The organism is Niallia sp. MER 6, assembly GCF_023714395.1.
In the GTDB taxonomy this organism is placed as follows: domain Bacteria; phylum Bacillota; class Bacilli; order Bacillales; family Cytobacillaceae; genus Niallia.
This window is the reverse complement of the sequence record NZ_JAMAUK010000009.1, coordinates 1-26,261: the sequence shown is the minus strand read 5'-3', so window position 1 is coordinate 26,261 and position 26,261 is coordinate 1. Positions and strand designations below refer to the sequence as shown.

At 38.5% G+C, this 26,261-nt stretch carries 31 protein-coding genes and 1 riboswitch; of the genes, 12 read left to right on the top strand and 19 right to left on the bottom strand.

Going from position 1 to position 26,261, the window contains the following annotated elements; all coding sequences use genetic code 11:
* Window positions 1-3: 3 nt before the first annotated feature.
* Window positions 4-477 (bottom strand): low molecular weight protein-tyrosine-phosphatase, encoded by a 474-nt coding sequence (locus M3600_RS13230; RefSeq protein WP_233316318.1) that lies wholly within the window; start codon window positions 475-477, stop codon window positions 4-6.
* A gap of 192 nt (window positions 478-669) precedes the next feature.
* Between M3600_RS13230 and M3600_RS13225 the strand changes: the two genes are divergently transcribed.
* Window positions 670-894 (top strand): DUF1128 domain-containing protein, encoded by a 225-nt coding sequence (locus tag M3600_RS13225; protein WP_233316317.1) that lies wholly within the window; start codon window positions 670-672, stop codon window positions 892-894.
* 24 nt (window positions 895-918) lie between these two features.
* Here the strand turns inward: M3600_RS13225 and map are convergent, their stop codons facing one another.
* From map to treR, 3 genes are all read right to left on the bottom strand, one after another.
* Window positions 919-1,677 carry a type I methionyl aminopeptidase gene (map, locus tag M3600_RS13220; protein ID WP_233316316.1) on the bottom strand — a complete coding sequence of 253 codons (759 nt, stop codon included), beginning with the start codon at window positions 1,675-1,677 and terminating at the stop codon, window positions 919-921.
* A gap of 126 nt (window positions 1,678-1,803) precedes the next feature.
* Window positions 1,804-2,319, bottom strand: coding sequence for a type 1 glutamine amidotransferase domain-containing protein (locus M3600_RS13215; RefSeq protein ID WP_237940683.1), 516 nt, complete (start codon window positions 2,317-2,319; stop codon window positions 1,804-1,806).
* 80 nt (window positions 2,320-2,399) lie between these two features.
* Window positions 2,400-3,110, bottom strand: a complete 711-nt coding sequence (gene treR, locus M3600_RS13210) for a trehalose operon repressor (protein WP_237940681.1) — start codon at window positions 3,108-3,110, stop codon at window positions 2,400-2,402.
* A gap of 333 nt (window positions 3,111-3,443) precedes the next feature.
* Between treR and M3600_RS13205 the strand changes: the two genes are divergently transcribed.
* A complete protein-coding gene (locus tag M3600_RS13205; protein ID WP_233316313.1) occupies window positions 3,444-3,767 on the top strand; it encodes a helix-turn-helix domain-containing protein in 324 nt (107 codons plus the stop codon).
* Between the two features lie 219 nt (window positions 3,768-3,986).
* On the opposite strand, the gene M3600_RS13200 is transcribed toward M3600_RS13205, so the two are convergent.
* Window positions 3,987-4,106, bottom strand: coding sequence for an anti-repressor SinI family protein (locus M3600_RS13200; protein WP_311315909.1), 120 nt, complete (start codon window positions 4,104-4,106; stop codon window positions 3,987-3,989).
* Between the two features lie 39 nt (window positions 4,107-4,145).
* A riboswitch (cyclic di-GMP riboswitch) is annotated at window positions 4,146-4,231 on the bottom strand.
* A gap of 664 nt (window positions 4,232-4,895) precedes the next feature.
* Here M3600_RS13200 and M3600_RS13195 point away from each other — a divergent pair.
* Window positions 4,896-5,222: a helix-turn-helix domain-containing protein gene (locus tag M3600_RS13195; RefSeq protein ID WP_233316312.1), complete on the top strand. Its 327-nt coding sequence runs from the start codon at window positions 4,896-4,898 to the stop codon at window positions 5,220-5,222.
* Between the two features lie 92 nt (window positions 5,223-5,314).
* On the opposite strand, the gene M3600_RS13190 is transcribed toward M3600_RS13195, so the two are convergent.
* The 5 genes from M3600_RS13190 to M3600_RS13170 all read right to left on the bottom strand — a co-directional run bounded on the left by M3600_RS13190 (window position 5,315) and on the right by M3600_RS13170 (window position 9,682).
* The gene (locus M3600_RS13190) at window positions 5,315-6,226 is read right to left on the bottom strand and encodes a pseudouridine-5'-phosphate glycosidase (protein WP_251646337.1); all 912 of its coding nucleotides are present in this window, start codon (window positions 6,224-6,226) and stop codon (window positions 5,315-5,317) included.
* Window positions 6,227-6,240: 14 nt separating this feature from the next.
* Window positions 6,241-7,338, bottom strand: a complete 1,098-nt coding sequence (locus M3600_RS13185; RefSeq protein ID WP_192486524.1) for a carbohydrate kinase — start codon at window positions 7,336-7,338, stop codon at window positions 6,241-6,243.
* 135 nt (window positions 7,339-7,473) lie between these two features.
* Window positions 7,474-8,292: a flagellar motor protein MotB gene (gene motB, locus M3600_RS13180; RefSeq protein WP_192486525.1), complete on the bottom strand. Its 819-nt coding sequence runs from the start codon at window positions 8,290-8,292 to the stop codon at window positions 7,474-7,476.
* The gene (motA, locus tag M3600_RS13175; RefSeq protein ID WP_192486526.1) at window positions 8,285-9,085 is read right to left on the bottom strand and encodes a flagellar motor stator protein MotA; all 801 of its coding nucleotides are present in this window, start codon (window positions 9,083-9,085) and stop codon (window positions 8,285-8,287) included. The genes motB and motA overlap by 8 nt, the downstream gene beginning before the upstream one ends.
* Window positions 9,086-9,304: 219 nt before the next feature.
* Entirely contained in the window at window positions 9,305-9,682 is a 378-nt protein-coding gene (locus M3600_RS13170) for a DnaJ family domain-containing protein (RefSeq protein ID WP_192486527.1), read from the bottom strand.
* Window positions 9,683-9,824: 142 nt separating this feature from the next.
* Between M3600_RS13170 and M3600_RS13165 the strand changes: the two genes are divergently transcribed.
* Together M3600_RS13165 and M3600_RS13160 are read left to right on the top strand one after the other, a co-directional pair.
* Entirely contained in the window at window positions 9,825-9,983 is a 159-nt protein-coding gene (locus tag M3600_RS13165; RefSeq protein ID WP_233316311.1) for a hypothetical protein, read from the top strand.
* A gap of 162 nt (window positions 9,984-10,145) precedes the next feature.
* Window positions 10,146-12,236: a DNA topoisomerase III gene (locus tag M3600_RS13160; RefSeq protein ID WP_251646335.1), complete on the top strand. Its 2,091-nt coding sequence runs from the start codon at window positions 10,146-10,148 to the stop codon at window positions 12,234-12,236.
* A gap of 28 nt (window positions 12,237-12,264) precedes the next feature.
* Here the strand turns inward: M3600_RS13160 and M3600_RS13155 are convergent, their stop codons facing one another.
* Window positions 12,265-13,455 carry an MFS transporter gene (locus tag M3600_RS13155; protein ID WP_192486529.1) on the bottom strand — a complete coding sequence of 397 codons (1,191 nt, stop codon included), beginning with the start codon at window positions 13,453-13,455 and terminating at the stop codon, window positions 12,265-12,267.
* A 197-nt stretch (window positions 13,456-13,652) separates the two neighbouring features.
* On the opposite strand from M3600_RS13155, the gene M3600_RS13150 reads away from it, so the two are divergent.
* Window positions 13,653-14,090, top strand: a complete 438-nt coding sequence (locus M3600_RS13150; protein WP_192486530.1) for a MerR family transcriptional regulator — start codon at window positions 13,653-13,655, stop codon at window positions 14,088-14,090.
* Window positions 14,091-14,126: 36 nt separating this feature from the next.
* Here the strand turns inward: M3600_RS13150 and pgmB are convergent, their stop codons facing one another.
* On the bottom strand, window positions 14,127-14,792 hold the full coding sequence (gene pgmB / locus M3600_RS13145; RefSeq protein ID WP_192486531.1) for a beta-phosphoglucomutase: 666 nt from the start codon (window positions 14,790-14,792) through the stop codon (window positions 14,127-14,129).
* A 291-nt stretch (window positions 14,793-15,083) separates the two neighbouring features.
* Here pgmB and M3600_RS13140 point away from each other — a divergent pair, with 291 nt between their 5' ends.
* Window positions 15,084-16,316, top strand: coding sequence for an aminopeptidase (locus M3600_RS13140; protein WP_251646332.1), 1,233 nt, complete (start codon window positions 15,084-15,086; stop codon window positions 16,314-16,316).
* A gap of 53 nt (window positions 16,317-16,369) precedes the next feature.
* On the opposite strand, the gene M3600_RS13135 is transcribed toward M3600_RS13140, so the two are convergent.
* On the bottom strand, window positions 16,370-17,497 hold the full coding sequence (locus M3600_RS13135) for a DUF4309 domain-containing protein (RefSeq protein WP_233316308.1): 1,128 nt from the start codon (window positions 17,495-17,497) through the stop codon (window positions 16,370-16,372).
* A gap of 233 nt (window positions 17,498-17,730) precedes the next feature.
* Between M3600_RS13135 and M3600_RS13130 the strand changes: the two genes are divergently transcribed.
* The 3 genes from M3600_RS13130 (at window position 17,731) to M3600_RS13120 (ending at window position 19,139) form a co-directional block, all read left to right on the top strand.
* Window positions 17,731-18,000 carry an acylphosphatase gene (locus M3600_RS13130; RefSeq protein ID WP_233316307.1) on the top strand — a complete coding sequence of 90 codons (270 nt, stop codon included), beginning with the start codon at window positions 17,731-17,733 and terminating at the stop codon, window positions 17,998-18,000.
* Between the two features lie 34 nt (window positions 18,001-18,034).
* The gene (mscL, locus tag M3600_RS13125) at window positions 18,035-18,433 is read left to right on the top strand and encodes a large conductance mechanosensitive channel protein MscL (protein WP_192486534.1); all 399 of its coding nucleotides are present in this window, start codon (window positions 18,035-18,037) and stop codon (window positions 18,431-18,433) included.
* Between the two features lie 67 nt (window positions 18,434-18,500).
* Entirely contained in the window at window positions 18,501-19,139 is a 639-nt protein-coding gene (locus M3600_RS13120; RefSeq protein ID WP_192486535.1) for a Bax inhibitor-1/YccA family protein, read from the top strand.
* Between the two features lie 32 nt (window positions 19,140-19,171).
* On the opposite strand, the gene M3600_RS13115 is transcribed toward M3600_RS13120, so the two are convergent.
* Window positions 19,172-19,447, bottom strand: coding sequence for a hypothetical protein (locus M3600_RS13115; protein ID WP_192486536.1), 276 nt, complete (start codon window positions 19,445-19,447; stop codon window positions 19,172-19,174).
* Window positions 19,447-20,880 carry an aminotransferase-like domain-containing protein gene (locus M3600_RS13110; protein WP_233316305.1) on the bottom strand — a complete coding sequence of 478 codons (1,434 nt, stop codon included), beginning with the start codon at window positions 20,878-20,880 and terminating at the stop codon, window positions 19,447-19,449. The genes M3600_RS13115 and M3600_RS13110 overlap by 1 nt, the downstream gene beginning before the upstream one ends.
* Before the next feature lie 105 nt (window positions 20,881-20,985).
* Between M3600_RS13110 and M3600_RS13105 the strand changes: the two genes are divergently transcribed.
* The gene (locus tag M3600_RS13105) at window positions 20,986-21,897 is read left to right on the top strand and encodes a DMT family transporter (RefSeq protein WP_311315908.1); all 912 of its coding nucleotides are present in this window, start codon (window positions 20,986-20,988) and stop codon (window positions 21,895-21,897) included.
* A 145-nt stretch (window positions 21,898-22,042) separates the two neighbouring features.
* On the opposite strand, the gene M3600_RS13100 is transcribed toward M3600_RS13105, so the two are convergent.
* A complete protein-coding gene (locus M3600_RS13100; protein ID WP_233316304.1) occupies window positions 22,043-22,546 on the bottom strand; it encodes an acyl-CoA thioesterase in 504 nt (167 codons plus the stop codon).
* An 88-nt stretch (window positions 22,547-22,634) separates the two neighbouring features.
* Window positions 22,635-23,570, bottom strand: coding sequence for a magnesium transporter CorA family protein (locus tag M3600_RS13095; protein WP_285854786.1), 936 nt, complete (start codon window positions 23,568-23,570; stop codon window positions 22,635-22,637).
* A gap of 146 nt (window positions 23,571-23,716) precedes the next feature.
* On the opposite strand from M3600_RS13095, the gene M3600_RS13090 reads away from it, so the two are divergent.
* Window positions 23,717-23,953, top strand: a complete 237-nt coding sequence (locus M3600_RS13090; RefSeq protein WP_233316303.1) for a hypothetical protein — start codon at window positions 23,717-23,719, stop codon at window positions 23,951-23,953.
* 21 nt (window positions 23,954-23,974) lie between these two features.
* Here the strand turns inward: M3600_RS13090 and M3600_RS13085 are convergent, their stop codons facing one another.
* Complete coding sequence (locus M3600_RS13085; protein ID WP_237940672.1) at window positions 23,975-24,526, bottom strand: RNA polymerase sigma factor; 552 nt, start codon at window positions 24,524-24,526, stop codon at window positions 23,975-23,977.
* A gap of 98 nt (window positions 24,527-24,624) precedes the next feature.
* Window positions 24,625-25,953, bottom strand: a complete 1,329-nt coding sequence (locus M3600_RS13080; RefSeq protein WP_233316301.1) for a polysaccharide biosynthesis protein — start codon at window positions 25,951-25,953, stop codon at window positions 24,625-24,627.
* Between the last annotated feature and the right edge of the window lie 308 nt (window positions 25,954-26,261).

Genomic DNA, 26,261 nt, shown 5'->3' with positions numbered 1-26,261 from the left:
CAATCACAAATGGTATTTACTTCTAATATCCTGAAGCAAGCCTTGACAGCCCACCGTTACCATCTGGAATACCTCATCGAAATTGCCTGTATAATAAGGGTCAGGCACTTCATCATATACCCGAATTTCGGCAAAATCCATCAACAAATGAACTTTATTTTCCTCGAGCTGCTCATTTAGAAGCCTGATATTTTCACGATTGCTGTTATCCATCGCTATTAAATAATCAAAGCTTTCTAAATCAGCTGTATGAAGCTGCCTTGCTAGTATTCCTGCATCACTTATTAGATTCTTTTTTAGAATCTCCCTTGTACCTCTATGCGGCGGATTACCAATATGCCATCCACCAGTTCCTGCTGAATCGCATGTAATGCTGTCCTGCAAATTTTCTTTTTTTACAAGATCCCGAAATACTGCCTCTGCCATTGGTGATCTGCAAATATTTCCTAAGCAAATAAATAACACACGAACTTCCATCCTATTTTCCCTCCAACTTATTTAGAACATACATCATTTCATTTAGATGTTTTGTTTTTAGCTTATCGTAATTTACTTCCAATTGAAAAGGCAAAATTAAATTGACATTTCTCTTTACACATGAAAAGATAGAAAAAAAAGTGGGACATAGATTAAATATGAATCAAGGCCTGCATAAAGGAGAGATATCTTTTGAATTTAGATGTTAAATCGACTGAAAATGTGGAATACATGATTGAACAAATAAAAGAAAAACTGAAAGTACTGAACCTTGGAGCGATTAAACCAACACATTTCGATGAAGAAATGTATACAGAACTGAAGGAAATTTATGATCATATCATGAAAAGAGATTCCTTCAGCCCGAATGAAATGCAAGCATTAGCAGAAGAATTGGGAAATCTCCGCAAAAAATAAAAGAGAAGGCTATCCTTCTCTTTTTTATATACCTTCTTCCTGGTCTGTCAGGATAATCGGCCCGTCCTTCGTTATGGCTATTGTATGTTCATATTGTGCGGAGTATGTACCATCTTTTGTCCGGGCAGTCCAGCCATTTGCGTCCATTTTGACAGGATATGCTCCGATATTAATCATTGGCTCTATGGTGAAAACCATGCCTTCTTTAATTCGCGGTCCTTTACCTTTCTCGCCAAAATGAGGCACCTCAGGTTTTTCGTGAATAACAGCACCAATACCATGGCCGATGAAATCTCTTACAACAGAGTATCCCTCTTCTTCTGCATATTGTTGAATGCTAGCGCCAATATCACCAATCCTGTTGCCAATCTTCGCTTGCTCAATTCCAATATACAAAGCCTTTTTTGTAACTTCCAGCAGCTTTTCCGTTTCATCAGATACTGTTCCAACCTTGTATGTCCACGCAGAATCAGCCAAGCCTCCATGTAAATTCACAACCATATCAACTGTGATAATATCACCAGACTTTAGCTCCTCCTCTCTAGGAAATCCGTGACAAACCTCATCATTAATGCTTGCACAAATGGCATAAGGGTAATCACGATAGCCCTTTTGCTCAGGCGTAGCACCTCTTTCCTTTAAGAAACCCTCAACAAACTTTTCTATCTCCATTGTAGTAATCCCAGGCTTTATCATTTTTGCAATCTCTTTATGACAGGCAGCTAAAATTCGGCCAGCCGCTTTCATCTTTTCGATTTCTCTCATTGACTTCAGTACAATCATGAATAATATTCTCCTTTTTTAGCTGCATGTTATTATTTTCTTTATTGCATATCTTTATCAAGATTATAAGCAAAAACGAAAAAAAATGCCTGCTAGTAAACTAACAGGCACTTTTTTTAAAAACCTTTATTTTTCGAGCAGCTTTAATGATTCTCTTGTGAAAGCAGGAATATCTTCTGGCGTTCTGCTTGTTACAAGCTGTCCGCCGCATACAACAACTTCTTCATCCTTATATGTTGCACCAGCATATTCCATATCGACTTTGATAGATTTATACCCGGTAGCATTTCTGCCCTCTAATGTCTTTGCTGTGATTAACAGCTGCGGACCATGGCAGATTGCAAATACTGGCTTTTTGCTGTCCATAAATTCTTTTGTAAACGCAACAACACGATCATCACCGCGCAGCTGGTCAGGAGAAAATCCTCCAGGAATAAATAAAGCATCAAAATCACCTGCAGAAACCTCATCAATGCCTTTATCAATCTTAACCTCAGCTTTGTTCTGTTTGCCTGTCACCGTTTTGCCGGCCTCGAGTTCAATTGTTACTACTTCATGGCCAGCTTCCTTGAAGGATGTTGCCGGCTCCGTATACTCTGAATCCTCGAACATATTAGTTATTAATGTTGCAATTTTACTCATATAGGGAACATCTCCTTCTATTTTTGATTTCAGAGATAAAGTTCCCTTATTGGACAAGATAAAACATCCTTTAATAAATTTTATTCATTTCTTCTTGCAAAATCTACAAATCGAAACTTATCTGGCCTGTGTCTGGATTCTGTATATTGAAAAAGGGCAGCGTTTTCAAAATAAATATAGTTTTTAACGACCACAATGGCCTGAAACCCCTCTAAATCAAGAAGGCGATAATCCTCCTCAGTAGGTGTTTCCACCGTGAATTCCTTTCTCGCAAAGCCGATTTTCAATTTTAAATCCTTTTCAATATAGTCAAAAATAGAGCGTCTGCATATTTCCTTTGTCAGACCTGGTACAAATTTTTCAATAATATAGTCTTTATCCAGGATAATCTTTTCTTTATTAATTTCCCTTATACGTAAAACTTCCCAAATGGATTCATCCTTCTTCAAGTTCATTTCCTTTTGAAGAACAGGTGACGGGTTCTTTCTTTCAAAGCTTTCAATATGTGTCACCGAACTGGAGCCCATTTTCTCTGCTAGTTCTTTAAAGCTTACAAGACCGGATATTGGGAATTGCAGTTTCTGCATATCCAGGACAAGCGACCCTTTGCCGCGCAATTTCTGAATATATCCCTTCTGAGCAAGAATGTTCAACGCCTTGCGAATTGTTTCGCGTGAAGTGTTATAGCGTTCAGCCAGTTCATTCTCAGAAGGTAATATGCTGTTTGGGGCATAACTGCCGTTTCTAATTGCTGTTTCGATTTCTTCAAATATAATTAGGTATTTATTCATCCTTATCACCATCGCTCAAATCTTCCTCTATCTTCGCCTTTATTCTACCTTTTTTATACGAGCTTGTCTAAATACGAAAAAAATAAAATAATAATAAAAAAAGGTTTAAACGCTAACAGAACAGGGTATTGGATACGATGACACTTTATAAACACTGCTCTTATTAAAAGTGGAAGCATTAAAATTACCAGCAAATAAGGAATAATTGTATATTTTATGAATTTTTTTTGGTAATATTAACAAAACCATCGAACAATTCGTTCTTTATATGGAACTTTTGGATTATATTTGTTATGATATTATTACATATAGTGATAAGGTGTGTGAGACTGTATGATCGGTGATCGTGTAAAAAAACTTCGCTTAGAAAAAAGAATGTCCTTGTCAGAACTTGCTGAACAAGCAGGTGTTGCAAAATCTTATTTAAGTTCCTTGGAGCGGAATCTCCAGTCAAATCCATCCATACAGTTTTTAGAAAAAATAGCTACTGTTTTTAATGTTCCTGTAGATCATCTAATTAATGAACAGCAAAATAAAGATGATCTTGATTCAGAATGGCTGAAAATTGTTAAAGAGGCAATGGACTCAGGCGTTTCCAAATCTGAGTTTCGCGAATTCCTTGAGTATAATAAATGGAGAATTGAACAAAAAAAATAGAACTTTTCACAGTTCGCTTAAATAAGATTACTTAAAGACACAAATATTTTGTGTCTTTTTTATTTTACACATGCACCTAAAGGGAGCAGAAATAACTTTCTTGCCCCTTAAATATTCTGAATATTATAATAATTATAAGCGCAGTTAAATGAATGCATTCATATTGTCTTTAGGGTGTACAGAGTTCTCATTAGGATACTATATTAATTAAGCAATCTCTTAATCGTTATGGATGAAATTGCGCACATCTTGTATGTCCAGCCCGATACTTTTAGCTTCCTTCATTAACTGAATCCATTCTGTGTCTAGTTCTTCTACCATTAATTTTTCTTCAATCACTTAATTATGCCCCTCTCCCAAAAATACTTTTCTTTGTACTTTGGCAGTCCGGCTGTCATTGTTCAGAAACATTAGACCCGTGACTTTGCGTCCCAATCTTTCGAATTGGTTTGCCCTTCAATCTTTTATGCATTTAATTATATATCTTTTCTTTTTTCATATGTGCAAAATTTTGTAAGAAATTTATACATTTTACCAAATATTTTTCTACTTTTTTCTACAACAATACCTTTTCTTATTACAATATAACGTTAATTTTGTGGGGAATTGTTATATTTTGTCGAACTCCCCCATGAATCCTCTGGTTTCTTTTTTAATATATTGGTTTCTATAGGACGACAATACTTTTTTAAAAGAGTAATTAATATGAATTTTTTCAAAGGTCATTGCATCAAAAAATGGGTATTTTGTCAGGTCATTGTTGCACACCGGACAGAACCATTCCCCTCTTTCTGCGCTGCTGTAAGATGGTCTGTTGCACTTATCGCAGTTTTTTCTATACATAATCCACCTGCTAACCTATTAGTTTCAAATATATGCTTTATGAATGAACAAAATTAGTTCTTTTTAAATGATTTTTCGTTCTTTTTATCGAACCGATGAGTTTAGTATAGTTCAATTATCTCATTTTGGAAAATTCTAAAATCCGCTATTTTTTCTCTTTAGAGAACGGTTATCGTTCTTTTTCTCGAATTTTCTCGTGAATGCTAGCTTTTTTGTATTTTTTATTGAACAATTCGTTCGTTATAATGAAAATGTGTTTAATAATACATAAGGAGATTATTCTATATGGTTGGTGCTGCACTAAAAAGACTGCGGTTAGAAAAAGGCTATTCCATTAACGAGCTATCTGACCGTGCAGGTGTTTCGAAGTCTTATTTGAGTTATATTGAGCGAGGCATCCAAAAGAATCCCTCTTTACAGGTCCTTTCAAAGCTTGCTACCACGCTTGATACTCATGTGGAAGAACTCCTCGAAACAAATTCTAACGGGGCGGAATACTTAGATTCAGAATGGATTAATTTAGTAGAAGATGCTATAAAAGAAGGAATTACAAAGGAAGAATTCTCATGCTACTTAGAATTCATTAAATTCAAGAAGACATCTGCAGATTAATGACAAGGCTTTTGGAATCGTTTCCTAAAAAAAAGGCATATGGAAGCTTCCCTGTTAAAGAAAGCACCATATAGCCTTTTGCCAGTCATTTATTATTTATTTAGTTCAACAGCAATCTTAGAGCCGACCTCAGCATTATTTTTCACTAATGCGATATTAGCTGTCAGACTTGATCCTTCTGTCAGTTCCTTTACTTTGCTAAGCAAGAATGGTGTAACATTTTTCCCGCTGATGCCGTTTGTTTTTGCTTCATTCAATGCAGTTTCAATGATGTTCGTTATATAGGATTCTTCCATTGCATCCTCTTCTGGTATCGGATTAGCAATTACCACACCGCCTTTTAAGCCAAGCTCCCATTTCGTACGAATCATGTCAGCCGCCAAACCTGGCTCATCAATACGGAAGTTTACATTAAATGGGCTTGTTCTTGTATAGAATGCCGGCAATATTTCAGTGCCATATCCAACAACCGGCACACCAAATGTTTCTAAATACTCAAGTGTCAAGCCGATATCAAGGATTGACTTTGCTCCTGCACACACAACTGCCACACTTGTGTGAGCCAATTCCTGCAAATCAGCAGATATGTCCATTGTCTGTTCTGCCTCACGGTGGACTCCCCCGATGCCTCCTGTAACGAACACTTCAATCCCGGCAAGCTCAGCACAGATCATTGTCGCAGCAACAGTAGTTGCACCATTTTTCTTATTGGCAATCAAATATGGCAAATCTCTTCTGCTTGCTTTCTCAATATCATCGCTTTTCGCCAAAAATTCAATTTCATCATCTGAAAGCCCGATTTTAATCTTTCCGTCAATAATGGCAATCGTTGCTGGAACTGCTCCATTTTTGCGGATGATATCCTCTACTTCTTTCGCTGTCTCCACATTTTGCGGATAAGGCATACCATGTGAAATGATTGTCGACTCAAGGGCTACAATCGCTTTATTGTTCTTCTTTGCTTCTAATACCTCTACTGAATACTCTAGCCATTCTGTTTTCATTTATAATATCTCCTTTAATCAAAGTATTTTTTGAACGTGTCTTGCAATTTCTTCTGATTTAATAACGGGTTGACTGTTTCATGTGATTGCAGTGTCATTAATGAGCAGGCAACCCCAATTTTACAGGAGTTTTCCGTATTTAATCCTTTTAAATACGAGTACATGATTCCGGCAACTAAAGAATCTCCTGCACCTGTTACATCTGCAACCTCAACAGGAGGCGGCAAAATAACACCGGCTTCTCCAAGCTTCGTAAAGAATATTAAGCCCTTGTCACCACGGGTAATTACAACCCGTTCAACACCCTTTTTCATGATGATTTCAGCTGCTTTAAAGAAGTCTCCTTCTTCATAGATTTTCATTTCTGACAATGCCTCTGCCTCGTCCTTATTGGCAATCAGCCATGTCACCCCTCTTAAGTCACTTGGAAGCTTCTTCACTTTAGGAGAAGAAACTGGAGTAACACAAAGCTGGAGATTTTCCTTCCTGCATCTGACAATGATTTGCTCTAGCACGTCTGCAGGGAAATTAGTGTCTAATATAATCAATTCAGATGACGCAATATGCCCCCAGCGTTTTTCAATAACGTCTTGTGTCATACTGTCGTATATCGACATATCAGCTAAAGCGACAGTCATCTCCCCTTCTACATCAAGAAGAGCAGTGTAAGTGCCTGTTGCATACTCTTCTGAGATAATAGTCGGCTTCATATCAGCATAGAGCTTCGTATAATCGATGATCCAATCCCCGCCATGATCTGCTCCAACCATAGTCAATAAGGAGCTGTCCATTCCAAGCCGGCCAAGATTCTCCGCAATATTCCGGGCAACCCCGCCACAGGACTGACTGGTGCTGGCAGGGTTGGAGGTTCCAAACTTAATTCTTTCCTCCACTTGAATCTTCCTGTCAATATTAGCTCCACCAATGCAAATAACTTCTTTTTTCTGCGGCAAAACATAAGCACGCCCAAGAAGTTTTCCTTCACGTGTTAAAGCAGAAATATACCCGGCAACCGCTGATCTGGATAACCCTGTTTTTTCTGCTAGTTCATTTTGTGTTAGAAAAGGGTTCTCTTGGATAAGCTGCAAAATGGTAATCTCTTTTTCATTCATATTTTCACCCCCGAACAGTATGTATCAGCTTTTTAAACTTTTGTTTATATTATAAACTTTTGTTAATTAGAGAACAAGTCTTAATTTCTAATTTTTCCAATTCACTGTTTTTTCACAAAAAAAAGAAGACTATCTCTAGTCTTCTGAAACGGTTCTCGGCTGTATTAAGATTTCAACACGTCTGTTCTTTTCTCTTCCTTCTTCTGTTTTATTGCTGGCAATTGGCTTGAATTCTCCATAGCCTTTTGCACTAAAGGAACTTGGGTTCAGCTTGTTATTATCCATTAACAGCTTCATGAAATTGATTGCTCTTGAAACACTTAAATCCCAGTTTGAATCAAATTCAGAATTTTTGATTGGCACATCGTCTGTATGTCCGCTGACTATGATGCTTCTCGGCGGGTCCATAACTAATAGTTTAGAAATCTCGGAAACTAGATGTTCGTCTTTTCCGCGGATATTGGCGCTACCAGAGGCAAACAGAACATTATCTCTGATGGAAACAAGCAGGCCTTCATCTGTTAACGAGGTTTCCAGCTTGTCCTCCAAATTGTTCTTTTCTATATAACTATTAACTTTATCTTGAATACCTTGCAATTCTTCTTGATCCTGCTTTTGCTGAGCTTCGGTTAACTCTTCTTCTGACACTTCTTTATTAGCAGAGGTTTTTTCTTCTGCAGCGTCACCTTCGGTTTTATTGTTCTCATCTAAGTCAGACTTCTCTTCTACTTCTACAGGAGTAGGACTTGGATATTCAAAGATACCAGTACCTGCTTGAAATTCTTGATTAAAAACTTCTGCCAATGCAGCAAACTTTTTCTGATCAACAGAGCTCATTGCATAAAGAACGATAAACAATGCCAGCAGTAGTGTCAGCAAATCTGCGTATGGAACAAGCCATGATTCGTCTACATGCTCCTCATGATGCTCCTTTTTCTTTCTTTTTTTACTCATTAGCGCTCACGCTGCCTTCCAGTTCTTCTAGGAATTTTTTCCTTTCAGAAATCGGCAAATAAGATGCTAGTTTTTGTTCGATAACACGTGGTGCTTCCCCTTCTAGGATAGAAAGGATACCTTCAATCATTAAATATTTTTGTTTCGCTTCAATTTTTGATTTTCTTTTCAACTTATTGGCAAATGGATGCCATAATACGTACCCTGTAAAGATACCAAGCATTGTTGCAACGAACGCAGCAGAAATTGCATGTCCCAATCCTTCTGAATCATCCATATAACCTAGTGCAGCAATAAGACCAATAACGGCCCCAAGCACTCCAAGTGTCGGTGCATATGTTCCTGCTTGTGTAAAGATTAATGCGGAAGCTTGATGGCGCTCTTCCATTGCTTCAATTTCTTCTGATAGAACATCACGAATATACTCAGCACTTTGTCCGTCTACTGACATAGACAAGCCATTTTTCAAAAATGGGTCTTCTACTTCGTCAGTTTTTGATTCTAATGCCAAAAGACCTTCTTTACGAGCTAATTGTGCCCACTCAGAAAACATGCGGATTAATTCCTTCGTATCTGGAACCTTTTGTTCCTTAAAGATGATGCCAAATAATTTAGGAACCTTTTTAATTTCACTAGTAGGGAAGGCGATGACAACTGCCGCTATAGTCCCTAATACGATAATCAGAAGGGCTGCTGGGTTGGCAAGCACGGAAGGACTTACCCCTTTGAAGACCATTCCGACCCCTACTGCAACGATTGCTAGTATGATACCAATTAATGATGTTTTATCCATAAAAACCACCTATCTTACAGTTTATTTCTTCTATCTTTTATTACTATTGCTTTTTTGTTTCATTACAGTTTGATTACTTTCTCTTCCTTTTCTTCGACATTTCCCAGCAAATTTTTAGAAAAAAAGTGATTTTTATTTATATGATTTTTGTGAACTTTTTTTGAACACTGTTAAAACACAAAAAAAAGATGCCTATTTCAGCATCATCAGAGTATGAACTTAGCGGGTCAGCCTATCTTCTACCTTTTGCTGGTAGCTGCCGAAAAGTTTTGAATGGCTGTTCCCTGTCCGTTTTTTCATCATTTTATGGAATTGTATCTGCTTCTGGTTATATTTCGTCTGCAATTCGGCCGCTTCATCTTTATCAGCACATGCCTTCAAGAGATTCTCTATTGTAAGCAGCTCTTGCTTTAGTTCATTTTCTTCCAGAGAAAAGCCGCTGTTTTTCAAAATCCGGTAAGCCATGCGCAGTTCCTCTGGCACTGCTGCCAAGCTGTCTTTAGGCAGCGGTTTACCAAATCCCGGCAAATTATTAAATTCACCTTCTTGATACGCTCTTTTTATCTTGTCTTCCGAAACGATTGTAGAGAAATCCATGATTTGCTCATCCTTTCCTTTATTTTTATTATAACTTACAACCTATCTTAAAATGCTCGATAATATCCATTTAAAAATTGTTTCGTACAAGAATAGGAATTCTTATTTTTCAGGACAATATAAAAGAAAAGAAAGGGGTGTAATGATGGCAAGAGGAAAAGATTTCGAACATAAGAAAAAACATCATCCTGGTCCGCTTCCAGAGGGTGTAAGAAAACATACACATGCAGAGGATGCACCTGAAGACGAGGAATTTATCGTCACACAAGAAGCATTTAAAAATCGTATAGAAGAAGACTGACTGCTTGGCAAGCCGGCTCCTTGCCGGCTGCCCTTCCCTCATAACCAACCTCCCTTTTATCACTTCCATTACAACAAATGGTATACTATTGTTGATAAGACCTAAAAATTGCAAGCTAACTTAGCTTGTTTATTAGAAAAACAGGTGCTGGAAGGAGCAAATATGAAATCACTTGTACTTTGTGAAAAACCGAGTGTGGCCAGAGAGATTGCCAGAGTTCTCGGATGCCAAAAGACAGCGAAAAGCTATATAGAATCAGACAAATATATTGTGACATGGGCATTAGGCCATTTAATTGAATTAAAGATGCCAGAGCATTATGACCCTAAATATAAAACTTGGAATTTAGACGACTTGCCAATTATTCCTATAAAGATGGATCTTAAAGTTATGAAGCAAACTAGCCACCAATATAAGGCGATTGAACAGCTTGCTAAAAGAAAAGACATTAAAGAGTGCATCATTGCAACAGATGCTGGGCGTGAAGGAGAATTAGTTGCGAGATGGATATTGGATAAAATCCGCTTCCAAAAACCGATGAAGCGTCTCTGGATTTCTTCTCAGACTGACAAAGCTATCCTTGACGGTTTCCGCAGCTTAAAGCCAAGCAAAGAGTTCGACCGGCTTTATGCTTCCGCTGTTTGCCGAGCACAAGCTGATTGGCTGATTGGCTTAAACGTATCCCGAGCTTTAACAACAAAGTTTAATGACCCGCTTTCTGCAGGAAGAGTGCAGACACCTACTCTGTCTCTAGTTATTGAAAGAGAGAAACAAATTCAAGCATTCGTTCCAAAAGAATATTGGACAATTAGTGCAAGAATCGGTGAATCAACTGCTCACTATGAAAAGAATGGCGAAAAGCGAGTTTTCTCAAAAGAACAAATGGAAGCCATTATTAACAGTACAAAAGATAAACAAGCAAAAGTTGTCTCCATGACACGCAAAGAGAAAACAGAACACCATCCGCTACCGTATGACTTAACAGAACTACAGCGCGATGCGAATAAGATTTTCGGCTTCTCAGCGAAAAAGACATTAAATGTCCTTCAAAAGCTGTATGAGCAGCATAAATTAGTGACATACCCAAGGACAGATTCCCGCTACTTAACTACAGATATGAAGGATACGATGTTTGACAGACTGCAAAGCGTGTCAGCCGCTTATAAAGAAGAAACTCAAAAGCTGCTTGTTAAAAAAGGCAAAGTGGAAGCTCCTAATATATTTAATAATGACAAGGTCTCTGATCACCATGCCATCATTCCGACAGAACAGCCAGTATTCCTACACAAGCTTGATGGAGACGAAAAGAAAATTTACGATTTAATTGTGAAAAGATTCTTATGCCTGTTCTATCCGAAGCATAGATATGAGGTTATTGCGACAACACTGACAATTGGCGAACATCAATTTGTCATCCACGATACGAATGTTATCGAACCAGGCTTTAAAGTATTAACAGGTGCAAAAATTGCAAACAATCCTCTGCTAAGCTCCGTGAAGCAAGGTGAGGAGGTCCGTGTTCATTCTATAAAAAGCGAACAAAAGTGGACAGAGCCGCCGCTTCGCTACAGTGAGGCTGATATCCTCGGGAAAATGGAGAAATTCGGACTTGGTACACCAGCAACAAGAGCAGAAATTATTGAGCGTCTTGTCGCCACAGAGGTTGTAGAACGACAAAACGGCCGCTTTTATTCAACTCAAAAAGGTAAACAACTCCTTGAACTTGTCAATGATGACTTGACGTCGCCTGAGCTGACAGCACAATGGGAGCAAAAATTAGAAGATATTGCAAAAGGCAAAGCAAATCCAGATAAATTCATGGAGGAAATCAAGCAACAGACAAAGCAGTTTATTTTGGAAATCAAAAATAGCAATAAAGCCTATAAAATCCAAAATCTGACTGGATCAAAATGTCCTGAGTGCGGATCTTTCTTGAAAGAGAAAAACACGAAAAACGGCAAACTTCTTGTCTGCTCAAGCATGGATTGCAATTTCAGCAAACGGAAGGACCCTAAGCTTTCCAACAAGCGTTGCCCGCAATGCCATAAGAAAATGGAAATTCATAACGGAGTAGCAGGAACATACTTCCAATGCCGCTCATGTAATGTAGTTGAAAAGGCTGCTGACCGTAAAAAATCCGTCAGCAAAAAGGAAGAACGCAAACTTGTGCAAAAGTATACGAAGGATGCAAGCTTCGGTAACAGCCTTGGTGATTTATTAAAGGCCGCTATGAATAAGGATGAAGATAAATAAAAAAAGTAGACCCTATGGTCTACTTTTTTTAATGAGAAATCCGGTCCACGTGATGAAGATGTTTTCTGCCTGTTGCAACAGTTACCATCGCAAGCAATACAAACACTGCTCCAACTATAAACGGCACATGAGGTGAATAAACCTCTGCCAATTTATTTGCAAGCCATGGACCAACCGCACCACCAAAAAAGCGGACAAAGCTGTAAGCAGCTGAGGCTGTAGCTCTTTCAACAGGAGCAACCTCCATAACGGCTGTAGTAATCAGTGTATTATTTGTGCCTAAGAAAAGACCTGCCACAATAACAGATAAGATAACCACTTCCTTGCTGTCTGTCCAAATACCCATCGTAAGTAAAGTCAGCGCAAATAACAGCAGCATAGCAGTCATGGATTTAATTGTACCGAATTTTTCCTGCAGCCTTGGCGCAATCAAGACTGATGTAATTGCGAGACATAATCCCCACCCTAAGAAGACATATCCTAAACCATGTTCATCTAATTCCATTACGAATGGTGAGTACGCCATCAATGTAAAGAATCCAATATTGTATAAAAAGGCAGTCAGGCCTAACCGAAATAAGCCTGGGTATTTAAGTGCCTTGATCGGATCTAATACAGAGCTTTTTACCTTCGGCTTTTCTAATTTAGGCATTTTCAGCAATAATGCCAAAAACGCAATAATCATTAATATGCTTACACCGAAAAATGGGCCTCTCCACGAAATGGAACCCAATTCTCCTCCTAGAAGAGGTCCTACTGAGATCCCCAGTCCAATGGCTGCCTCATATAAAATTATCGCTTTTGCCGTTCCACCAGTTGACAGGCCTACGATAGCGGACAACGCTGTTGCGATAAATAAAGCATTCCCAAGTCCCCATCCACCGCGGAAACCGACAATCTGCCAAATACCGTTAGACGATCCAGCTAATCCAGCAAAGACAATTGTAAACAAAATTCCTGTCAACAACGTCCACTTTATACCAATTCTGCTTGAAACCACTCCTGTAATCAGCATAGCAATTCCTGTAATCAAGTTATAGCTGGAAAACAATAAAGACACCTGGCTTGGTGTCGCATCCAATTGCACAGCAATCGCTGGCAGGATTGGATCAACCAGCCCAAGTCCCATAAAGGAAATGATGGTTGCAAAAAAGATGACCCATATAACAAGCGGCTGCTTGTTTGGTGTTTCTAATGACGTAACAGTCTCCCTGCTCATTCATATCAACCTTCTTTTTATAATTTAATACATTTAATAATCCAAATAAAAGTATAGACCTAATTAACGTTTACGTCAACGTTAATGTTTGTCAGTGAATCACTTGCTCTTTTCTTTTTAATATGCCAAAGTTATTAGTAAGATTTAACGCAATACTGCTGCCTGAATGGGAGCATTATCTAAAAGGAGCAAGAGCTATGGAACTGCTAAAAATTGATGATGTAGCAAAAATGAGCGGATTAACGAAGCGGACCATTCGTTATTATGAGCAGATAGGATTAATTCCTTCTCCACAAAGAAGCGATGGCGGATACCGTTTATATACAGAAGAACATGTGTCACTGTTAAAAAAAATAACGAATGCTAAGGATGTTCTCGGTTTTTCTCTTCAGGAGCTCCAGGATTTCATTGCCTTAAGTGATGCTTTAGAGCTGCAAAAGCTAGATTACCGCCAAGTAAAGGGAACGAATCTGCAAAGAGAAAAGCTAGAGAAAATTTTAGAAACAACATTAGAGCAACTGAAGCTGATTGAACAAAAAAAGCAAAATATCCTTAAAGTAGAGGAAGATATTTTGTCACTGAAGAACCGAGCTGAAGCTGCTTTAAAGAAGTGGGCCGAGGAAGACAATAAATAGAAAAATCCAGCAAAGTCTATGCTTGCTGGATTTTTTTTATCTGTTTGCAAACCTGCGCAGCAGTTCATCAAGGGTCAAATGATCCGTGCTTGGCACATTCCACTCCGCCTGCTTTAATTCAACTGATCTTCCGATGCTCACAGAGAACATTGGTGTCGCCATAATGCCCTGCAATCCTGCCTCACCATCTTCCACTGCAGCACAGCAGTCATAGGGAATACCAAGGCAATCTGCTGCTGTAAGGAATATTTCTGGGTCTGGCTTGCCTTTTTTCAGCTTATGAGGATCAACGATACACCCAAACCAATCCTTGATACCGAATTTCTCTAAAAGAAATGGAGCATTGGAGCTTGAGGAGGCAATCCCCATCTTGATGCCCGATTCCTTCAGACTAAACAAGAATTCATACATGCCTGGAAGCATATCGTCCTTCGTAAAGCCGGTAATCAGTTCTCGGTAGTATTCCCCTTTTTTATTGCCAAGCAACAGTTTCTCCTCCTCTGTCACTTCTCTTGCACATCTATTGGCAAGCTCGTCCATTAATATTTTTCTTGGTATCCCCTGAAAACGAAGATTATCTTCCATTGTATAGGACACCTCCAGCTCATCAGCAACTCTTTTTGTTGCCTCATAATAAAGATGCACAGTATCAGCAATAACTCCGTCAAAATCAAAAATAACAGCTTTTAAAGATGGGTTCATGATTTCCTCCGAATCGTAATAGTCTTTATATTATAGCAAAAACCTGGAGGTGACGCCTTCTGTTGCGATTATAAGAGTGAGTTTGTGCAAAAGCATTATCGGAACATAGCTTTCATCAACAAATAAATCTGCAACTATTAGACAAATCAGTTTATTTATATGTATAAACAAGCTACAATGGATGAAAGGATTTCCTATGTCATACATTATACTGATAAAGTGGAACGGCTTTTCTAAAATTCCAAAATAGGCAATCATTACATACTAGCTCTTAATAAAGGAGAATGGGTCATGAGTACATTTCAACAAAATTTAGAAAAATATGCAGAACTTGCAGTGAAAGTTGGCGTCAATATTCAGCCGGAACAGACTTTAGTCGTAAATACAACAATCGATGCAGCTGAATTTGTTCGTCTTGTTGTCAGAAAAGCATATGAAGCAGGCGCTAAAAATGTCGTTGTAAATTGGACGGACGACATCGTTACAAGAACGAAGTACGAGCTTGCACCAAGTGAAGCATTTTTAGAATATCCTGAATGGAGAGCGAAAGAAACAGAAGAGCTTGCCAAAGACGGAGCTGCATTCATGTCAGTCCTCTCTTCTAGCCCTGATTTGCTTAAAGGCATTTCAACTGAAAAAATTGCCAACTTCCAAAAGGCTTCTGGAAAGGCATTAAGCACTTTCCGCAAATATGTGCAATCAGATAAGGTCAGCTGGACAGTAATCGGTGTTCCTTCTGTCGCATGGGCTAACACTGTTTTTGCCAATGAGCCGGAAGAAAAGCGTGTTGACCTGCTGTGGGATGCTATCTTCAAAGCATCAAGAGTGGACCAAGACGAACCAATCGAGGCATGGAAGCAGCACGATAAAAATCTTCATGAAAAAGTAGATTACTTAAACAGCAAGTCATACAAAAAGCTGCACTATACAGCACCTGGAACAGACTTAACAATTGAGCTTCCCGAAAACCATCTATGGTGCGGAGCTGGAAGTGTTAATGAAAAAGGCTTCGAGTTCATGGCAAATATGCCGACAGAAGAAGTGTTCACAGTTCCATTCAAAACAGGTGTAAACGGTACTGTTTCAAGCACCAAGCCGCTAAGCTACGGCGGAAATATCATCGACCGCTTTTCGGTTACGTTCAAGGACGGCAGAATTGTGGATGTAAAGGCAGAACAAGGGGAGGAAATTTTACGGCAGCTTGTGGAAACAGATGAAGGCTCCCACTATTTAGGTGAAGTGGCGCTTGTGCCCCATCGTTCCCCTATTTCAGAGTCTAATATCCTTTATTACAATACATTGTTTGATGAGAACGCATCAAACCATTTGGCAATCGGCAGCGCCTATGCATTCTGTATTAAAGGCGGAAAAACAATGTCCAGCGAAGAATTAGCTTCTGCAGGCCTAAATGAGAGCATCACGCATGTAGACTTCATGATTGGTTCTGACAAAATGGATATTGACGGTATTACAGCTGACGGTAAAACAGAAGCTGTCTTCCGTAACGGAGATTGGGCTTTCTAATATAACCAACTCAACATTAAGAACCTAGCAGGAGCTACCTGCTAGGTTCTTTTTCATTTGCTGTCCTGTTTTTTCACAAGCTGAATCGACTGGACATGCTGATTGCTGTCAAGAATAAACTTCATTTCATAATGGTTAGCCGAATATGTGGCAATATAACCGTTATTTTCTTTGTTTGCTGCGATGGCTTCCGGCTTGCCTAATGCCTTATTGACTGCAGACATGTCGGCCTTTAAACGCATGCCGGGAATGGCGATAGAGTTTACCTGCTTTGTCTTCCCATCATAATAGTAGGTAACTTCTGGATATTCGACCATCATTAATCCATCATTTTGCTCTGTTTTTATATATTCATCATTTGATTTTGTTATTTCGCTAATACTTGTACCAATCGGATACTGGCTTCCCATCAGCATCCCCTGTTCTGCTATAGTCAAAATATCTTTGGATATAGTGAGATTTTTGAACGGCAAATAATAGTCTTCTTCCTCCACCCATCTCTCTATAGCCTTTTCATTGTCAATGGACGTCTTGTCTGCCTCTTTGAGCTGAAGACGGCCTGAATCTAATGTCCATGAAGTCACTTCATATACGTTATCCTGCTTTTTTTCTGCTGTTTGCAAGTAATTTTGCTGGATGCTCTTTATTTTCCGTTTTAACACTGGAATTTCAGTTGTAGTAAGGGATGTAAGCTCCCCATCGTCAACTGCATACAAAGAGGCAACTGTATTATCCTTAGACTTCGTCTGATAGATTGCAATAATACTATGCTTATTTACAGTATAAGTACTGATATTTTTATTTTTTGTGTTAAAGATAAGCGGATTTCTGAGCTTAATCACTTGTTTATATTCTTTTGTATCATCTTCTGACTCTGCTGTTAAATACAGCGAAAAAGCCCCCTCGACAATGGTATCATCCTTGTCACCAAGAAAATTGTCTTCTTCTAGCGTATATTTCTCTGTTTCATCGCCGATCAAGTATGCTTCATATACTTCATTATCTTCTTTGATTGTTATAGACGAAATGGCATTTTCTATAATCCAATTGATTTTTTTAGTTTCACTTGCTTTAGCAGAAGCTTCACTCTCTTTATTCTTGTTAATACTATATTGGATTGTCCCAACGACAATTAAAACAGCACACAGTATAAGCATGCTAATGTATATATATGGTTTCATTATTTTCTCCTGATTTTAAAAACACGTAATTTGCTTTATTTAATTTGCTTTATTAGACGTACTTATTAATATTAACAAAATGGCTTCCTTTCTACAAATCTAGGTTTTTCCATCTTTGCAAACCTTTTGAATTGGCAATTTCAACATATGCCAAGTCCCGATTTGGCCGAGCTCACTTTTATGTTATCCTATAGTTAGCATTCCTAAAAACAATAATGGAAGGAATAATTATTATGATTCAATATCATCTTGCCATCACTGGAAAGGTTCAAGGAGTCGGCTTTCGCTATTTTGTACAAATGAAAGCAATCGAATATAATGTAAACGGCTGGGTCAGAAACAAAGACAACGGTTCTGTTGAAGCAGTTATCTCAGGACCAAAGGAGACACTAGCCTCTTTTATAGACGACATAAAAAAGGGAAACCGCTTTGCGGCTGTCCATCAATTCGATATTACGGAGCAAGAGCCTGAGCACTTCCGCTCATTCAGCATCCGTTACTAGATTTAAAAACGAAAATAAAGTTAGGAGTTTAACAATGTGGAAAGAATTTAAAGCCTTTGCGGTCAAAGGCAATGTGATTGACTTAGCAATCGGTGTTATCATCGGCGGAGCATTCAGCAAGATTGTCAGCTCTCTCGTAAATGACATTATTATGCCTATTGTCGGGGTCCTCCTCGGCGGTGTTAACTTAACAAATCTTAAAATAACATACGGTAAAGCAACTGTGCTTTACGGACAATTCATCCAGACAATTCTAGATTTCTTTATTGTGGCTTTCTCCATCTTTATGGTTATTAAGCTGCTTTCCAAGTTTAAAAAGAAGAAAGAAGAAATGGCTGAAGAAAAAGCCCCTTCCATTGATGCGAAGGAAGAGCTGTTGATGGAAATCCGCGATCTTTTAAAGAAGGATCGCGTCAGAGAAGAAGAAAATTAATGCTTTTTTGAAACCTTCTCCGCTATTAAACGTAAAAATATTAAAATAATATCAACGGAGTGACTTTATGTACACACATAGTATGAAAACGGATCATTTACCTGCCGTGTTAAGGACATTTGCCTTATCATTAGGAATTGCTACTATCGGTACTTTAGCAGGGAATTTCGTTCCAGCTTCTCTGTTTTTACCATTGGCTATATTGGAGCTCGTATTGCTCTTTATCGCTTTCTTCTTGAGAAGAGGAAAGTCTATGTCATACTCCTTCCTTTATGCCTTTACCTTTATTTCAGGTATTACAACATATCCAATCGTGTCCCATTATGTTTCTACAATAGGCGCGAATGTCGTCATTATGGCATTAGGAACAACAACGATTGTATTTGCTGGACTGGCTGTTTATGCAACAACGACAAAACGTGACCTGTCCTTCCTTGGCGGCATGCTGATGGCAGCCTTGCTGGCATTAATCGTCATTGGAATTTTCAACATAATCTGGCCAATCAGCTCAACAGCAATGCTTGCTTATTCCTTTATCGGCGTGCTTGTATTCAGTGGATATGTGCTGTACGACTTTAATAGAATGAAGCATTATGGCGTAACTGCAGAGCAGGTTCCATTAATGGCATTGAATCTGTATTTGGATTTTGTTAACCTATTCATCAACATCTTGCGAATTTTTGGGATTCTCTCAAGCAAGGACTAATAAAAATGCTGCCTGCTTTTCGGCAGCATTTTTTATTTTCTTAATTTCCCCTTCACTTGACGGATGAAGTCAGCTGGATCTTCTTTAACAATAAAAGAGAAAACACCTTTATTTGTATGCAAATAAAGAATTTGATAGAGGTTATTTGTTTTTTTAACAGATATGTCATAAACAGATTCTAAATAAAAGGCTGCATTTTCAGTCTTGATTTTGTCACTCGATAGAATCAAGCATTTTTCTACTTCATCTATAACCTGCATGTTGAACTCAATTCTTCTTGTCACAACATAATAAGCCAGTTCTGCCATTATAACCTCCTGTTCGGTTTATCATCCATTCCGTTAGTCAAGGAATCATAAATATTCGTTAGAAGCTCCATTCCATTCTTGATTTCCTGCTCATTTAAGTAGGAGTAGCTGAGCCTTATATATGGAATATCTCTTTCAAGAGGATCACAAATATAACCTGGTACATAGGAAACAGAACTTTCAAGCGCCTTGTCTTTCAACGCGGTTTTATCAATGGCATCATGAAGGCGAACCCATAAATTAAGACCTCCGCCTGGACTGTCCCATTTGAAATAACCCTTTAGTTCCTCTTCCATTGTCTCCTTTCTTATCTGCAAAGCTATCCTCAGTTTTTCCATATGTGTACGGACTCTATCCGAAGTAAGATAAAATAAAAAGGCCTTTTGGTTAAGCAATGGTGTTCCGTTATCTGCGAGCGCCTTTCCTTTAATGAGCCATTTCGTTAAACTCGGATGGGCAACCATCGCACATATTCTTAATCCTGGAGCCATGTATTTGCAAAAGCTTCGTAAATAGATGACATATCCTCCTGTATCATAAGAGAAAATCGGCGGCGGCGGCGGTTCGTGGAAATAGATTTCATGGAAAGAATCATCTTCTAAAATAATACATTGATATTTTTCGGCAAGCTCTGCAAGCTGCTTTCTTTGCTCAGTCGGAACCGTATAGCCTGTCGGATTATGAAAAGTTGGATTTGTATAGAAAAGCTTTGGCTTGTGCTTCTTCATAAGTAATTCTACTTCCTCAAGACAAAAACCTGCTGAGGTTATCGGAACAGGAATTAGTTTTGCGCCTCTGTTTACAAATATATCTGCTGCTCCACTGTATGTTGGGCTTTCAATCAGCACATGATCATGTGCCTGAACGAATACCTTGGCAATAATATCAATGCCCTGCTGTGCTCCGGATGTGATAATAATTGAATCCTCATGTATGTACAATCGGTCATACTTTTGAAAATAAGCTGACAAACCTGCAATCAGTTCTTCATCTCCCTTTACGGGTGCATATGTGCCTAGCAAATGAGGATATTTATCGAATATCTCCTTTGCATGCTGAGATAGGTATCTGTTTGGCAATAAAGTCGGGTCAATGACAGCAGCAGAAAATTTAAAAAAGGTTTGCTCACGATGAATATCTGACAAGATGCTGTTCTGTATATAAGAGTAGATGGCAGGCTGTTCTCCTGGCCCGCTTAAAAGATTACTATTTTTACAATAATAGCCTGTTTTGTCCTTTGCATAAACATGACCTTCCTCCTTTAAAAGCTGATACGCTTTTAAGATGGTCAAGCGGTGAACCCCCAACAGCTCTGCAAGACTTCTTACCGAGGGAAGCCGTCTGTCTTTTTCCCACTCTCCTGTTTGAATACGGGTCAGCATATATTCATAAACTTGCTTGTATAGTGCAGTATGTTCCGATTTTATAACCATTTCCAACCCCTCCTACTTATTATTATTGTACCATTTCCTTAAATCTGTTCTACATGAATTCATCTGGTCTGTCCTGTCTGGCTTACAATTAGGGCAGGAGGGATTATGATGACCATTTTTTTATACAGTCTGATGTGTTTTATTTTCGGAACAACATTCTTAGCTATCAAGGTAGGTGTCGACGAAGGCTTTCCACCATTCCTGTCGGCTGGAATACGCTTTATGGCAGCAGGTGCCATTCTTTACGTATTATTGCTTGCCCGAAAAAAGACGACATGGAAGCTCCTTTGGCGCAAAGAGCTTATGCTTACAGGATTATCTTTAACTTTCATTACCTTTGCCTGTCTATATTGGGCCGAACAATTTATTTCCTCAGGAATTGCAGCCGTCTTGTCTGCTTCAGCACCAATCATGATTATCCTAATTCAGACTGCCCTTTTGCGGGTTAAAATTACTAAAGCAAGTATCTGTGGTGTCCTATTAGGATTTCTCGGGGTAGTATGTCTCTTTCTGCCAGGATTGTCGATTGCTTGGGACATCCATTGGATTATCGGGTGTGGAATCATCCTTATTGGTCAAATTGGCTATGCAGCAGGCTCCATCTATTCTGGAAAGACCGTTGAAACCTTCAAAGAAGAAAGCCCAATGGCTTTAAATGCTGTACAAATGATATACGGAGGGCTGCTGTTGCTGCTTTTATCCTTATTCACTGGAGAAACAGCACCTGCTATAACGATGCCGGGTTTTTTATCTATTGTTTATTTAACTCTAGCAGGGTCCATGATTGCCCATACAATCTATTATTATCTTGTAGCAAAAACGAATGCGTTTCTACCTTCGACATGGCTGTACGTGTCGCCGCTAATCGCCTTAACTATCGGCCGCCTCTTCTATAAGGAAATTGTTCATCCAGTCATGCTTATTGGGGTAATGCTGATTTTATGCAGCCTTGTTTTAGTAAACCTCGAGAAAATTATGCAAATAATTTCAATAAAAAAAATGGCATCCTCTAAATGAGGATGCCATTTCACATTTCGCCTAGATAAGACAATGGAAGGCAAAAAAGACATCATTCCAGAAATATCATCATTTCCTGGAAAATAATTTGCCAATTTCGACAGCATTACCTGTCAGGTCATGCCTTTTGAGTGGCAGATTAACGTCATTTTGACTTATATTTCCGAGCAAGCTCCTGTGTTTCTGCTTTCCTGTTTCTTCTCATCTGGGCACGCACTTTACCTGATTCAAACAGACTGATTTCTTCTTCTGTTTGCGGGACAACCTGCGGCACCGCTGTCGGTTTGCCATGTTCATCTATAGCGACCATAGTTAAAAAGCTGAGAGCACAGAGATTCTTTTCCCCTGACAGCAAGTCTTCTGCTGTCACCTTTACAAACACTTCCATAGAGGATGTTCCTGTATAAGTGACAAATGCTTCTAAGCAAACTGAATTTCCTTCTTGAATTGGATGAAGAAAATCGACTGAATCTGTCGAGGCTGTTACAATATGTTTTCTTGCATGTCTCATGGCAGCAATAGCAGCCGTATCATCGATGTATGCCATCAGTTTCCCTCCGAACAAAGTACCGTATGTGTTCGTATCTGTAGGGAAAACAATGCTCGTTTTTATAACGAGCGACTCACTGCAATATTTAGAACCTTCCATATATCCTCCTTAGAGTAGCTTTCGCGGATAATAACTTACTAATATTATTATATGTAATTTACTATTTGCCGTCTATTGTGCCTTCATGCTACTGAAAAAAAGAATTTTTCTTTTTGGCTCTTAAAAGATCGCCCATCCAGCCCCGTGTTTTCAAATAAGCATAAATAATGACAGTAGTCAGGACGATTAAGGCTAGGGAAATAGTATAGCCGTATTTCCAATCAAGCTCAGGCATGTATTTAAAGTTCATACCCCATAATGCTCCAAGTGCCATGATTGGCGTGCAAAGGGCAGTAAAAACCGTTAATGTCTTCATAATTTCATTTCCGCGGTGCTGGGAAACAACCTCTTCAAAGTGGACGAGATTATTTAATTCCTTTTCATATTCATCTACTAAAGTAAGGCCTCTTTGAATTCTTTTAGAAACACGCTTATAATCTCTGCCATTATTCACAGCATCACCAAATGCTTCCTCTATCGCAAACTTCAGCTCTAAAAACGGCATCATTACGTTTTTCCAAATAAGTATTTCATGGCGAGACTGATAAATCTTATCTAATGTATTTGTACTGTTTTTTTCTTTTACATCCCAAATTAGCTCATCAAGCTTTTCCTCATATGCATCAATATGATACAAAATGTCTGTCATAATATTGCCAAGTATCACCATAAAGCCATCAACAGAGGACTCTGCGTTTTTTGCCGCACGAATAATAGTAGTCCTGTCTTTTAGATGGAGGCTGTTATCATGATAGTCCAATGTTATAAGCGTATTGCCGCATATAAAGAAGTAAAACAGCTCATAATCGCCTCGTTCCTCGATCTTTCGATTATAGATAAGGGACCCGCTCAATGATTCCTTGCCAATTATTGAGGTGTCCATCTCTAAATAGTTACCTTTTTTCTCATTAATGATTTTACCCCAGTCTTCCATCTGTAAATTCAGTTCTGCCTCTATTTGATCGATCTCTTCCATCTTTTCAAGTGCATACCATACCCAGTTGCTCATGTGATACTTTTTCAAAAAGATCACTCCGATCACGTTTTTTCTTATCTTTCCCTCATTTGGTGGAAAAAAAACTTAAATGTATAGGCAGGTTTCCCTTCAGCTACTCTTGGGTAAATAAAGACTAGTAAAAATTTTGGACAAACTTATCGGAGGGATGAATAATGAAAACGATGCGTACATTAGCTGTTGTTGGTGCAGGAGTTGGGAGTTACCTTCTTTTTACCTCAAAAGGGAAAGAAATGATGCAGCGAGTCACTCAGAAGTTTAACTCCAAACAGGACGAGCCACTTATGGTAAAAACCGGCAATCCTGATCCGCAAGATATTGGGGATAACAATATGGTCAGTGAAGGTGCCATGTATTCGGTTAACTATTATAACAAGCAGCGGGAAGATTGAAGATAAAAAAAGGTTTCCATACTAAATGGAAACCAGTTTATTTACTTTAGGACGAAGCTGTTCTTTTGCCCTTTTCATTCGTGTTTTCACAGTTGAAAGGGGCGTTTTTGTTTTGTCGCTAATTTCAAGCAGTGTATTGTTATGATAATAGAATAATAGAAGTGGCTCCTTATACATTGGCGGCAGCTCTTCTAATGTATCAATCATTTCCTCATGTGCACATTTATTCATAATTGTATCCTCTGGCGGCAGGGAAACAGAAGTATCCCTTACGTATGTATATACGGTCTCCTCCCAGAACTTCTTCGATGTCTTTTCTTTTCTCCAATAATCACGGCATTTATTTATTGCTATTTTGTACAGCCAGCTTTTTGCTTTGCTGTAATCTTCGAAGGAAGAAAACGACAGATAAGAGGATATGAGTACTTCCTGGTAAATGTCTTCAGCTAGTTCTTTATGTTTGACCAATGAAAAAATATAGGCATATATAGCATTTCCATGTTCTTTAATTATTTCTTCATAACAGGTTTCTTTACAATCACCTGAATATTTATTGTTTAGGGGTTTCATCATTGTCCTCCTTCCCCTAGGACGCTTTCCTATACAATAAACGAAACGGCATCCTTCAACCCCTACACTTTTTTCAAAAAAATTTTTTTTAAAAGAAATTTTTATTGATGTACTTGTTTACCTGGTGAAAGCCAAATCGAAAAGCCGATTTTTTTGCAAATGGTCAAATAATGGAGCAGGGCTAATATAACTGCACCTAAATTCATGCCGATTGCTATTCCTCCCATCTGCAAATGGCTTAACGAGCCAAGATAATAGATGGCGGTATACGAAAACACTGTAGCCCATATAGAGTGGAAAACGGCATCCTTTAAAAGGCCTAACCCAATCAGGAATGCCTGCATTGGAATCGTAAAATAATGGAGGAAGAAATACGGCCACAGTAACTGTACAATCGAAGCTGCTTGTGATGAGTGAAAGAATTTCATTGTCAGCGGTTCTGCATAGAAGTAGAAGATGCTTACAGCAACGGATCCGTACCCAAGAGTTATCAGCATCACCTGTTTAAGCAAATTCTGCAAATGCAAGTAGTCTCTGTCTGCATAAGCCTTTGAAACGGTCGGAATCAGCATTGTCATAAAGGAATGAGCAATGAATGCCGGAAAGAAACCGATAGTTAACGCAATTCCTGCAAGCATCCCAAACTGCTCTGTTGCATTGGCAGCGGTAATTCCAGATGACACTAATGCCCCTTTTATTAGAAACGGCTGGACAGCATGGGACAATGCATGAAAAATCCGCAGACCTGTTGTTGGAATAGATACACTTAATAGGTCCTTCCAAATAGCCTTGCCGCCCATGTTCTCATTGTTTCCTTTTCTAATGCGCTGATATTGGACAAAGAACATATGAAGCAAATATAAAAACACAACTAAGTCACTGCCTACAATCGTACAAAAAGCGATTAGGACAGAGGTCTCCAAATCAAAAGAAAAGCATTGGAACAAGAAGACGAGCATTCCCAGCTGAACAATTTTACGCAAGAAATTAGATGCAGCAATCTTCCCCATCTGCTGTTTCCCCATAAAAAATCCTCTTGCAATCGAAGTAAAGGAGATTATCGGCAGCAGCAACAGCACAAGCCATCTTAATATTGGATGATAGTCTTTGAAAATAGGAATAAATGGGATAACAAAACCAGCAATAACAGTCAGTACAATCGTAAAGATGATTGTCCATTTTATCACCTGCTGAAGCATGCTGTGATGATAGACTGAGTCTTTCTCTGCAATAAATTTAGAGATAGAGACTGGCAGCTCAAAGCTTGCAAGCAGAACAATAAGAAAAATCGTCGGCAGGATAGTCATAAAAAGCCCCAGTCCTTGTTCCCCCAGTTCTCTTGCCATTACCATATTGATTAAAAATTCAATGCATTCGCCAAAAAACGCCGTAACAATCAGTAGGAACGTACCTTTATAAAATGAACTCATGGACCTCTCCTTACAATAAAAATGGATTATTTTTATTTGCTTTTCTTTCATCATATGAGACAAGTTATAAAAATATATTTACAAGTTTTAAAGTTTATTATTAATCAAACGTTTGTTTAAAAGACCTAAACACCGACTTTAACACCTTTTATCCGAATAAAAACAAAAAATCCGCAAGGTTTTAAAATGTACCCTATAGAGTAGACACTAAAAAAAGTCTACCTATAGGGTGCTTTTTTGTATAATAAAGAAACACAACTAGAGAAAAAACAACATGGGACTGGAGATTTTTTATGAGTAATAGGATT